This is a genomic window from Bradyrhizobium valentinum, from assembly GCF_001440405.1.
In the GTDB taxonomy this organism is placed as follows: domain Bacteria; phylum Pseudomonadota; class Alphaproteobacteria; order Rhizobiales; family Xanthobacteraceae; genus Bradyrhizobium; species Bradyrhizobium valentinum.
The window spans coordinates 1-10,810 of sequence record NZ_LLXX01000083.1; the positions used below are offsets into that span (position 1 = coordinate 1).

General features: G+C 62.6%; 8 protein-coding genes and 3 pseudogenes. 8 read left to right on the top strand and 3 right to left on the bottom strand.

Annotated elements, in window-relative coordinates; genetic code table 11:
- A pseudogene (locus CP49_RS45955) lies at positions 1-403 on the top strand (ribonuclease E/G); the annotation flags it as partial.
- Positions 404-469: 66 nt separating this feature from the next.
- Here CP49_RS45955 and CP49_RS13045 read toward each other — a convergent pair.
- A pseudogene (locus CP49_RS13045) lies at positions 470-898 on the bottom strand (cation:dicarboxylate symporter family transporter); the annotation flags it as partial.
- A 229-nt stretch (positions 899-1,127) separates the two neighbouring features.
- On the opposite strand from CP49_RS13045, the gene CP49_RS13050 reads away from it, so the two are divergent.
- The 3 genes from CP49_RS13050 (at position 1,128) to CP49_RS13060 (ending at position 4,077) form a co-directional block, all read left to right on the top strand.
- Positions 1,128-2,504: a hypothetical protein gene (locus CP49_RS13050; RefSeq protein ID WP_057850657.1), complete on the top strand. Its 1,377-nt coding sequence runs from the start codon at positions 1,128-1,130 to the stop codon at positions 2,502-2,504.
- 69 nt (positions 2,505-2,573) lie between these two features.
- Entirely contained in the window at positions 2,574-2,783 is a 210-nt protein-coding gene (locus CP49_RS13055; RefSeq protein ID WP_156438361.1) for a hypothetical protein, read from the top strand.
- 400 nt (positions 2,784-3,183) lie between these two features.
- The gene (locus CP49_RS13060; protein WP_082646004.1) at positions 3,184-4,077 is read left to right on the top strand and encodes a ferritin-like domain-containing protein; all 894 of its coding nucleotides are present in this window, start codon (positions 3,184-3,186) and stop codon (positions 4,075-4,077) included.
- Between the two features lie 83 nt (positions 4,078-4,160).
- Here CP49_RS13060 and CP49_RS13065 read toward each other — a convergent pair whose 3' ends face one another.
- Positions 4,161-5,366, bottom strand: coding sequence for a pyridoxal phosphate-dependent aminotransferase (locus CP49_RS13065; protein WP_057850659.1), 1,206 nt, complete (start codon positions 5,364-5,366; stop codon positions 4,161-4,163).
- 229 nt (positions 5,367-5,595) lie between these two features.
- Between CP49_RS13065 and CP49_RS13070 the strand changes: the two genes are divergently transcribed.
- From CP49_RS13070 to CP49_RS13080, 3 genes are all read left to right on the top strand, one after another.
- Positions 5,596-6,996 (top strand): M48 family metalloprotease, encoded by a 1,401-nt coding sequence (locus CP49_RS13070; protein WP_057850660.1) that lies wholly within the window; start codon positions 5,596-5,598, stop codon positions 6,994-6,996.
- A gap of 125 nt (positions 6,997-7,121) precedes the next feature.
- Complete coding sequence (locus CP49_RS13075) at positions 7,122-7,889, top strand: DsbA family protein (RefSeq protein WP_057850661.1); 768 nt, start codon at positions 7,122-7,124, stop codon at positions 7,887-7,889.
- A gap of 205 nt (positions 7,890-8,094) precedes the next feature.
- Positions 8,095-8,892 carry a DUF1236 domain-containing protein gene (locus CP49_RS13080; protein WP_057850662.1) on the top strand — a complete coding sequence of 266 codons (798 nt, stop codon included), beginning with the start codon at positions 8,095-8,097 and terminating at the stop codon, positions 8,890-8,892.
- Positions 8,893-8,983: 91 nt separating this feature from the next.
- Here CP49_RS13080 and CP49_RS13085 read toward each other — a convergent pair whose 3' ends face one another.
- Positions 8,984-10,123 carry a helix-turn-helix transcriptional regulator gene (locus CP49_RS13085; RefSeq protein ID WP_057850663.1) on the bottom strand — a complete coding sequence of 380 codons (1,140 nt, stop codon included), beginning with the start codon at positions 10,121-10,123 and terminating at the stop codon, positions 8,984-8,986.
- Positions 10,124-10,607: 484 nt separating this feature from the next.
- On the opposite strand from CP49_RS13085, the pseudogene CP49_RS46685 reads away from it, so the two are divergent.
- A pseudogene (locus CP49_RS46685) lies at positions 10,608-10,810 on the top strand (adhesin); the annotation flags it as partial.

Sequence of the window (10,810 nt, forward strand, 5' to 3'; positions counted from 1 at the left end):
GGAAGTCGCCAGCGCCGTCGCCGATTTCGAGGGCAGCGCGTCCGAACCCGCGCCATCGCTGGTGCAGGCCGACGTTCAGCCCGAACCATTCTCGCACCCGGCGGAGATACAATCTCCGGCTTACGTCCAGCCCGAGCCGGTCGCGAGCGCGCCCGCGCCAGCCGCTGAAGAAAGCGGGCAAGAGGCCGAGCGGGCCGCCGCGCGGCGGCGATCGACCGTGCGCGAGAAGGTCAGCTTCATGACCAGCGCTCCGGCCGAGCCGGCGCCCTCCATTAGCGAGAGTACGCCAGAGCCGGTCGCGCCTCCCGCGCCCGCTCAGGCCGAACCTGCACCGGCAGAATCGGGCGAGCCCGCACCACGCAAGGCAGGCTGGTGGTCACGGCGCTTCGGCAGCGGCGAGTAAGGAATCGAACCCAAACAAAACCGCCCGGCGAAAACCGGGCGGTTTTTTATTGTGTCGAGCTGATCGCTAGCCCGTCGTGATCGCGGTCTCCACGTCGGACGGATCAACCTGCTTGTTCAGATTGGCGTGCAGCTTGTCCTTGTCGAGTTCGCCTTCCCACCACGACACCACGACGCAAGCAACGCCGTTGCCGCACAGATTGGTCAGCGCGCGGCACTCGCTCATGAACTTGTCGATGCCCAGAACGATGGCCATGCCAGGCACCAGCCGCGGATCGACCACAGCGAGCGTCGCGGCCAGTGTGATGAAGCCGGCGCCGGTAATGCCGGACGCGCCCTTCGAGGTCAGCATCGCGACCAGAAGGATGGTCAATTGCTGGCCGAAAGTGAGATCGAAGCCCAGCGCCTGCGCGATGAACAGCGTTGCCAGCGTCATGTAGATATTGGTGCCGTCGAGGTTGAACGAGTAGCCGGTCGGCACCACGAGGCCGACGACCCTCAGAGGCCGCGGACCGGTCGCATGCGCCAATCCGTCGCACACAGCCAAATATTTTTTCCGATCGGCGCGGCGCGATGGAACGAAAACGCGCGTAGCTGCGCACTAAAGTGTGCCTCCCCCTAAATCCAGACGCGGCGAATGTGCGGGTTTGCGGCTGTGTCCATCCAGTTCGGAGCAAAGCATCTCGGCATACGTTAGCTGCAGAGCCTGATACCGCGAGGTCGCCATGCTGCCGCGCGTGTTGACGATAACGATCGCCGTCTTCGTGCTCTCCCCTGCAGCGGCGCGAGAACCGCGCGCGCTGCTCGACCTGCCGCAGCTCGCCCCTTGCGGCTCAACATCCCATCCGCGCCTGCCAGAGAAATGGCGGGGTATTTATCTGATGGCGCCCTTCACCAAGGCGCAGCTCGTGCTGGCCGAAATCGTCTCCGACGCCGCGCTTTCCGCGATGCGAGTGAGGCTTCATGGTGTCAGGCGCGGGTCGCTCGATTTGTTTGTTGCCGGCAACCGGACGTACGTCCTCGAGTCGGAAGGCGCCACGATCAAGGAGTGCCGCGCTTTAGGCGATACCGGCTGGCGGCCGCTTCCGACAGATTGGATTGCGCCGCAGTCGCAATGCACGGGCTCAGCGCCCATCGGCGAGACGCCGGTGGAGTGGTGGAAAACAGCAATCGCTCCAGAGCCCGCAAGCTATTGGCTCTGGTTCAAGACATCGGATCAAACGCCGTTTCGCCTCGTCTTCCCCTTTGCGAGCGATCAGCTTCCACCATTCAGCGGATATGCGCTCAGCTATCAGGTTCGATTCAATACACTGGACGAAACAGGTCTTGCCGGGATCGATGCCGCCTGCCGACAGGCCAAACCGGCAATGACCGGAAATCCGGTGCGCACGCTGCATCGCCTGATCGGCAAAATATCGCAATCGCGCCAACCTGCGCAGAGCGAGATCAACCGGGTGATGCCCGAACTCCAGGCAGATTGTCCTGCGATCCCTTTTTCCGAGTGGCCCGAGAGGCTCGCGATCACAGGCGTGATGACCCCTTTCGATTCCGATGAAAACCCGTACCCCGCAGAAGTGCTGTATGACTGGACCGTGCCCGCCCAACGCACCCGCACATTCGGGGGACCGGAAGCCGGGATCACGGTTCAGGATTCACTGCTTCTGGACCCGCACGGTTACACAATCACGCATTATCGTGACCGGCCTCTGGTCTGCAGGCCAGTCTTGCCCGGCACCATCCGTCCCGGTTGGGCCGCCCGCGCTCCCTGCGAGTGCGCAGCGACGATCAACGGCACGACCTCTCTGTCGCCGTACGGAACGGCGCGAATTTTGGTATGTCCACTCGCAAGTCCGCGCGTCGCGTGGGCCTGGTACGCTCTCTCCGGGAGACCCACCGTGTTCATGGTGACTTCATTACGAGGTGATGAGGGAAAACGTCTCTTCGCGGTGCTCGACTATCACACGTGGCTTCCTGGCCATTCGTTCTCGCGCTCGGTATTTAGCACGCCGCCGCAATGTGCAATTGCTTCGCATTCGCGATCCACTCGATCGCCATTGAGGCGGTGCTCCACATGCCATCTCGGTCCGGCGTATTCACGTTGACCTGCAGGAACGCGGCCAGCATTCGCGCGTTCGCTTTTGGGGTGAGTATCACTGCAGATGGAGGAGCAGATGAGAAAGCTGACGTTGATCCTTGCTGCCGCCGGCTGTGTCGGCCTTGCGGTGCCCGCGGTCGCCACCGAGAGGCCGCTCGCCGGGCAGAGCGGACCGCAGGTCATAAGCACGGACCTGAGCGGAAAGAGCGCTATCAGCGAATTTTCGGCACAGAAGAAGAAGGCGAAGAAAAAATCGGCGACCGATCGCAGCTCGTGGGGCGGATAGGCGGATTCGTCGGCTCTCGCACTCTTCTTTGAGATGGCTTCAGATCTATCGCCGTGGCTGGCGGCAGTGGAGCTATGACGTTCGTCGCCGAGATCGCAGGTCTCCGGCTGTGATCGGCTCAATTGGCACGCACCCCGGTTATGTTCACCTCAACGTGCGATCTGTTATGCCCTCGCGGGCATGCAGCGCGGTCAGCGGCGAAAGCCAAACGGCCACATGATGGCTTCGTCGAAGCGTCACGAGGTCGTGCTGCTTAGTTTGAAGCCAGCTAGGAACGTGCCCGGCGCTCTCACGTTGTGCGCATTAAGCATCGCCACTGGTGCCGAGGTCGCGCCCGATAGCGTCCTTATAGCGATGAATAGCGGCGCGGCCCCTCAATCAGAACAGAGGAGGTTACGCCATGGAGTCGTTGCGTATTTCGCGCCGGCAATCGATCGCCGGCCTATCAGTCGCTGGCCTTTCGGGATTACTCATTCCGCACGCCTATGCCCAGCAGAAGCGAGAGACGACCGGCGTCGGAATCGGCCCGAAGGGCGCCGCGATCGACGACGAGGACATCTTCACCTTCGCTCTGAATCTCGAATACATGGAAGCTGAATTCTATCTGCGCGCCACGACCGGCAAGGGTATCAGCGACACCGATGCCGGGATGGACGCAGGTCGGGTGGTGGGTGGACACGAGGCCCAATTCAAGGACAAGGCGATCCGCGAGTTCATCGAGGAGACTGCGGAAAACGAATTGGCCCACGTTCGCTTCTATCGCAAGACGCTTGGCAGAAATGCCATTTCTCGACCGGCGATCGACTTCGACGCGGGCTTCAAGGCCGCCGCCCAGGCTGCCGGCCTGCCTGCCGATTTCGATCCGTTTGCCGACGACATGTCTGTCCTGCTCGGCGGCATGCTGTTCGAGGACGTCGGGGTGACCGCGTATGCCGGTGCGGCGCCGTTGCTCAAGAAAAAGGAATTCGTGCAGGCGGCGGCCGGGATCCTTGCCGTTGAGGCCTACCATATGGGAATGGCACGCTCCCAGCTCTACATGATGGGCGAGAAGGCGTGGGAGGCCGCCAACGCAATTTCGGATGCGCGGGATAAAATTGATGGGACGCCTGAAAAAGAAGACGAGGGAATCAGGCTCGACGGCAAAGCCAACTTCGTGCCTTCAAACCCCGACGCGATTGCCTTCCACCGCACGCCGCAGGAGGTTCTGCATATCGTCTACCTGACGGAAAAGGCCGGCGTCAGTAAAGGCGGATTCTACCCGAACGGAATGAACGGAGAACTCAGGAGCACCTGATGCTCCCGGGTTTGCACATGCGCGGATCGGCCGTCGCAAGGCGGCCGATCTCGTCGCGATCCGGCGACTTAATCCGAAATTGACTAGCTCAAACCCGAGCCGTGCCCCAGCCAGCGCGCGATGCGTGTCACCGCTTCACGCATCTCGTCGGCCGAGCGCGCGTAGGAAAAGCGAATGAAGCTGCGGCCGTGGATCGGATCGAAATCGACGCCCGGCGTCGCCGCCACATGAGCCTTCTCCAGCATGCGGCCGGCAAATTCGAAACTGTCGGATGTGAAATCAGAAACATCGGCGTAGAGATAGAAGGCGCCGTCCGCTGGCAGGAACTTGGTGAGACCGGCCTTCGGCAGTCCCTCGATCAGGATGCGGCGGTTCTCCTGGTAGCCGCGCTTGATCGCCTCCATCTCCTCGCGTCCTTCGAATGCTGCTTCGGCCGCGATCTGCGACAGCGTCGGCACCGAGATCGACAGGTTCTGCTGCAGCCGTTCGATCGGCCGCACCAGCGGCTCCGGCACCACCATCCAGCCGACCCGCCAGCCGGTCATGCAGAAATATTTAGAGAACGAGTTGATCACCAGCGCATGCGACGAAAGCTCCGCCGCCGTCACCGCCGGAAACGCATAGTCGAGACCATGATAGATCTCGTCGGAAATAAAGCGGATGCCCGCGCCTTCCGCCGCATTGATCAGGCCAGTAAGCGCCTCGCGCGACATCATCGTTCCCGTCGGATTGGCGGGGCTGCCGACCAGCACGCCCTTCAGCGGCGCGTTGCGATGCGCGGCCAACAAAGCCTCTCCGGTCAACGCATGACGCGCCGCGCTCGATGTCTCGATCAGCACCGGCTCGCAGCCGAGCGCGGTCAGGATATGCCGGTACGGCGGATACCCCGGCACCGTGACCGCCACGCGGTCGCCCGGCTCGAACATCGACAGAAACGCCAAAATGAATCCGCCGGACGAGCCGGTCGTGATCACGATGCGTTCGGGATCGACGGTACAGCCGCAAGTATCACGGTAATGTCTGGCGATTCGCGTGCGCAGCGTGGGCATGCCGAGCGCCGACGTGTAATCGATCCGCGCCGCATCGAGCGCAGCGTGCGCGGCCGCGATCGCGACCTTCGGCGCCGGCGCCGCCGGCTGCCCCACTTCCATGTGAATGACATGGCCGCCGGCCGCTTCGATCCGCGCTGCGGCCGCCATCACGTCCATCACCATGAAAGGCGGAACATCGCTCCGTCCCGAGGGTGTCAGCAGGTCCTTCACACGGTCTCTAAGTGTCGATTCCAGCATCGATATCTGCTATCTGCACGGGCGCTGCCCGAATTCAGGTCCCCGAACCGGTTACCGCCCAAGACTGGCCGTATTCGGTGGCTTGTTATAGCGTTTTCAAGCGAAGTAATACCGGCTCGGGTGAAGAAAACGTGTTGAAACAACAAACTGGGACCCGGTTCTGATCTAATGGAAACCGAACCGGCTTCCGAACAAGCCTGGACGTACCGCCAATCGCCAAAGACTGCTCATGCTCCGCATCACGTTCCGCAAGAAATCACTGAAGCTGACCGCGCTGACGACAGCCGTCGCGCTTGCTGTCGCACCCATGGCGGCGACGGCTCAAGAGAACAGGGGTCCGCCGGTGCTCCGCGACGCCGAGACGGAGCAACTGCTGCGCGAATATACGCGGCCGATCCTGCGCGCCGCCGGTCTGGAAAAACAGAACATCCAGATGGTGATCATCAACCAGGGCGTCTTTAACGCCTTCGTTGCCGACGGCCGGCGCATCTTCGTGAACTACGGTGCGATCATGCAGTCGGAAACGCCGAACCAGATCATCGGCGTCATGGCGCATGAAACCGGTCACCTTGCCGGCGGTCATCTTGCCAAGATGCGCGAGCAGATGGCGCAGGCCCAGACACAGATGATCATTGCCATGCTGCTTGGCGCCGGCGCGATGGTGGCCGGCGCGCAAGGCGGCAGCAACAGTGGTTTGGCCAACGCCGGCGCGGCAATGTTCTCAGCTCCTGGAGAAATCATCCGCCGCAACCTCCTCTCTTACGTGCGCCAGCAGGAGGAAAACGCCGACAAGGCCGGCGTGAAATTTCTGACTGCCACCGGCCAGTCCGCGAAGGGCATGTACGAGACCTTCAAGCGATTCACCGACGAGAGCCTGTTCGCCGGGCGCGGCGCCGATCCCTACGTTCATTCGCACCCGATGCCGTCTCAGCGCGTCGCCGCGCTGGAAGAACTGGCTCGGTCGAGCCCTTATTGGGACAAGAAGGACGACCCTGCCCTGCAGCTTCGCCACGACATGGTGCGCGCCAAGATCTCGGCCTTCATGGAGCGGCAGGACACCGTGTACCGACGCTATCCGTTGTCCAACAACAGCCTGCCGGCGCGCTACGCGCATGCTATCGCAACCTATCGGCACGGCGACCTGCGCAGCGCGCTCGCGCAGATCGACGCCCTGATTCAGCAGCAGCCCAACAACCCCTATTTCCACGAAGTGCGCGGCCAGGCGCTGCTGGAGGGCGGCAAGCCGCAGGAGGCGATTGCGCCGCTGCGCAAGGCCGTAGCGCTCTCCAACAATTCCCCGCTCATCGAGATGCTGCTTGGGCAGGCCCTCGTGGCAACCGGCAACAACGCCTACACCGACGAGGCGATTGCGATCCTGCGTGCGGCGGTGGCGCGCGAGAGCGAGGCGCCGCTCGGCTACATGCAGCTTGCGATGGCCTACGGCCGAAAAGGCGACTATGCGCAGGCCGATTTGGCGTCGGCCCAGGCCGCTTACCTTCGCGGCGACAGCAAGACTGCGCGCGATCTTGCATCACGGGCGAAAACGCGCTTCGCGATCGGGACGCCGGGATGGGTCAAGGCTGACGACATTGTGAGCGCCAAGCCGCTGCCGGGCCAGAAGAGCAACTAGAAATAACCTGCGTTCAGCTATAATCGGACTTGATCACCAAGGATTTGGTCCCAAGGACCAAGATATTCTCGAGGAGCCGGCCTTCAGCAGAATTGCCCGGGAACTCGCCGCATAAGGATTAACCGATGCCCTCGTTCCGCCGTTTCATTCCCGCATTGTTCGCTTTGGCGCTTTGCGGCGCACCGCTGTCCGCTTCCGCGCAGAGCTTCACCGACGCCCAGCGCGGTGACATCGAGGCCATCATCCGGAATTACCTGATCGCGCATCCCGAAGTGCTCGAAGAGGCGATGACCGAACTCAGCAAGCGTCAGGCCGCGGCGGAAGCCGCCAAGCATGAAGCAGGTGTCGCCAACAATGCGGATGCGATCTTCAACTCGCCGCGCAACGTCACGGTCGGCAACAAGGATGGCGACGTCACCTTCGTCGAATTCTTCGATTACAATTGCGGTTATTGCAAGCGTGCGATGATGGACATGATGGAGCTGATGAAGAGCGACCCCAAGCTCAAGGTCGTGCTGAAGGAATTTCCCGTGCTGAGCGCGGGCTCGGTCGAAGCGGCCCAGGTCGGCGTCGCCGTGCGCATGCAGGATCCGTCCGGCAAGAAATATCTCGACTTCCACCAGAAGCTGCTCACCGGCCGCGGCGCCGCCGACAAGGCGCGCGCGTTGGCCGTTGCCAAGGAAGTCGGCCTCGACATGGCGAGGTTGGAGAAGGACCTCTCGAGCGCCGAAGTGCGCAACACGCTCGAGGAAAACTTCAAGCTCGCCGAAGCGATGGGCATGAACGGCACGCCGAGCTACGTGATCGGCAAGCAGGTCGTGATCGGCGCGGTCGGCGTCGAGAACCTGCGGGAAAAGATAAGCAACGCCCGTTGCGGCAAGGCGACGTGCTGAGGCGACACTTCGCAAATTGCAATGAGTAACAAATTGCAATGAAAGGCCGGCTCAACAGCCGGCCTTTTTCTTTGCGGTATTCTGCGGCGCGGCGTTCATCCTGCATTCACAAAACAATGTCGACGGAACCGCCAATGGTCAGGAACATCCGTCCAATGCCTTTCGTTGTTGGCGCGGGCAATGCAGACACCTGAGGAGACATTCGATGAGTAATCGCCTTTTGATTACGGTCGCAACAGCGGCCCTGATCGCCGGAACCGGCTTTGCGAATGCGCAGGGTACCGGAACGGGCCGTGACGCAGGGTCACCAGGTTCCACGACGCAGCAGAGCGCGCCCTCCGATCGCGGCGGTGGTGCGCCGGGCGGCACGATGCAGCGCGATAGCGGCGGCACGACGGGAATGAAGGGTGCAGAATCCGAGAAGTCGATGGGCCCTGAGAAGAAAGCGACTGGCCCTGAAAAGAGCCAGCGCACCGAGGACCGCATGAAGGGCGGCAAGGACATGAAGGCCGAGGGCAAGGAAGACCGCGGCGGCATGAAGGGCGAACAGAAGGGTCAGACGACGGGCCAGGGCACGATGCAGCGTGAGCAAGGCACGACCCAGCAGCGTGACCAGACCACGACCAAGGATCGCGACCAGACCATGCCGCAGAAGGACCAGAAGGCCCAGGGCAAGCAGGACCGCATGCAGACTCAGACTGAGGGCGGAGCCGCGGGCCAAACTACGACGGGCCAGGCCGGCGCGGCCGGGAAGCTCTCGACCGAGCAGCGCACCCAGATCACCAGCGTGATCAAGGAGCAGCGCGTCTCGCCGGTGACGAACGTGAACTTCTCGATTTCGGTCGGCACGCGCGTGCCGCGCGACGTAACCTTCCACACCCTGCCGGAGCGGGTGGTGACGATCTATCCGGAATGGCGCAGGTATAAGTTTATCCTCGTCAAGGAGCAGATCGTGATCGTGGATCCCAACACCTTCGAGATCGTGGCAATTCTGGAAGCCTGACACGGCACTTCCTGTGTATCAGGGCGGGCAGCAATGCCCGCCCCTTTTTTGGTCGGCCTAGGCTCCACTCAATGAGATACCCGGCTTCGCTTCACTTTTGCAGAAGCAGCCGCACCAGTTCGGCCTGGCGACGTGAGCCCGTCTTGTCAAAGATACTGGACAAATGGCTGCGCGCCGTTCCGACAGTGATGCCTAACCTGTCAGCGGCGGCCTGGCGGCCATCACCCTTGACGATCTCAAGCGCGAACGCTGCCTCTGCCGGCGTGAAGCCGAAACGTTGGCGTAAGTCCTCGGCGCGCGCCTGGATTTCCCCTTCGGGATCGGAGACGAGCACGATCGCGATAGCACGTTGCGAGAAAGTCCAGGGGAGGACGGCCTTCGCCGTTTCCTGCTTTACCGGCGTCACGACAACATCAAGCGGCAACCGCTCCGATCCACGCGGCAGCGCGACGTCGCCGCCAGAACCGGCTACAACGCTGGCATCGCCAGCGCATGACTTGATCAGCCCGCGTAATGTCCGCCCGCCGTCGGCATCGGATGCGGACAAGGCGCCGGCTTCGAGCCGCAGGCCATCGCGACTATCGAGCAGCGCCCGGGCCACACGATTGACGAACAGCGGCCGTGCCTCCGCATCGACAAGCAGAAAACCTTGCTGCAATCCGTCGAGGCCGGTTAGCGCACGCTCGTTTGCGATCGTCAGATGATACACACGGCGCTGCAGCGCGACCGCGCGAACGAGATGCTGCGCCAGCGCCGCGAACAAACGTTTCTGGCTGCCGTCGAATGGCGATTGATTCTGCAGTCCGTGGCTCGCAATGTGCCCGGAGGCCGCGCTGTCGGCAAACAGGTTGGTGACCAGGGGATCGGCGCTGAAACCGCCCGGCCCCCACAATTCGTTATAGAAGGCGGTGCTGGTAAACTCGTCACGCGAGATGACGTCCCCACCGGTAAAGACCTCGCCGGGCCGGTAGTTTCCCGTGCACGGCAGGGCCGGAATATTCGGCGACCAGTCGTCAAAGCTGCGCAGGATGTCCGGATCTGTCCGCGGCGCATGCATGCTGACGATGCCGTTCGCCGGATCGTAAAATCCGAACACCACCTGCGGCCCGCCCACGGCATCGCCAATTCTGTTCAGGACGCCTGGCCAAAGCTGTGCATCGAGCGCGGCATCATAAATCGATCCGACTAGATCCAGCACCTTGTCCTCGCCGGATAGTCCACCGCCAGACATTCGCCCTACCCCAAGCCCTTCCCGAACTGTGGCCCAGGTTGCGTCCCGGCCGCAAGACGGGATTATGGGCATCAAGCACGATGTTGCCGCGAAGCCTCACTTCGCAAACATCAGCTCAGAATGCTCCCGTTTGGCTCGATGCCTCTGACGTTCGTCAGATGCGGCCCGTGCATGGCTTGGGCCAAGGTCGCGTCATGGCAGATCGAAGTAACAGAATCGCGCCGTCTGCCGTGGGGGCTTGCATGTTTGATGTTCACCAATCGGTCATTTCACCGGCCGGCGATGAGAAGGGCCGGCGATGACAAGCTTTCCGACAGTGGGCGCAGCGGATTTGGTGACAGATCACGCCACAGACGTGTTTCACCCACACGACCTCCGGACGCGACTGCTTGCCAGCAGCGTGCTCCCCGGCGGGACGTTGCGAGGGCTGGCGCTGGCAGCCGGCGTTTCAATCGCAGCGGCAACCCTCTGGGCCGTTCCAGCGATGGGTCAGCAATCCCTCAACGGCGGGACGGCCACCGGCGCCAATGCCTACGCCTCCGGCAATGGCGCGGTAGCCACTGGCGACGCCGCGACCGCGACGGGCGTGGGCAGCGACGCGAACGGCCAAAACGCGACCGCGACGGGCGCGGAAAGCCTCGCGAACGGCATCAGCGCGACTGCGACGGGCGAGCACAGCGCCGCGGG

Coding starts and splice junctions, on each gene's coding strand:
- CP49_RS13050 (WP_057850657.1), top strand. CDS start 1,128: ATGCTGCCGCGCGTGTTGACGATAACGATCGCCGTCTTCGTGCTCTCC.
- CP49_RS13055 (WP_156438361.1), top strand. CDS start 2,574: ATGAGAAAGCTGACGTTGATCCTTGCTGCCGCCGGCTGTGTCGGCCTT.
- CP49_RS13060 (WP_082646004.1), top strand. CDS start 3,184: ATGGAGTCGTTGCGTATTTCGCGCCGGCAATCGATCGCCGGCCTATCA.
- CP49_RS13065 (WP_057850659.1), bottom strand. CDS start 5,366: ATGCTGGAATCGACACTTAGAGACCGTGTGAAGGACCTGCTGACACCC.
- CP49_RS13070 (WP_057850660.1), top strand. CDS start 5,596: ATGCTCCGCATCACGTTCCGCAAGAAATCACTGAAGCTGACCGCGCTG.
- CP49_RS13075 (WP_057850661.1), top strand. CDS start 7,122: ATGCCCTCGTTCCGCCGTTTCATTCCCGCATTGTTCGCTTTGGCGCTT.
- CP49_RS13080 (WP_057850662.1), top strand. CDS start 8,095: ATGAGTAATCGCCTTTTGATTACGGTCGCAACAGCGGCCCTGATCGCC.
- CP49_RS13085 (WP_057850663.1), bottom strand. CDS start 10,123: ATGTCTGGCGGTGGACTATCCGGCGAGGACAAGGTGCTGGATCTAGTC.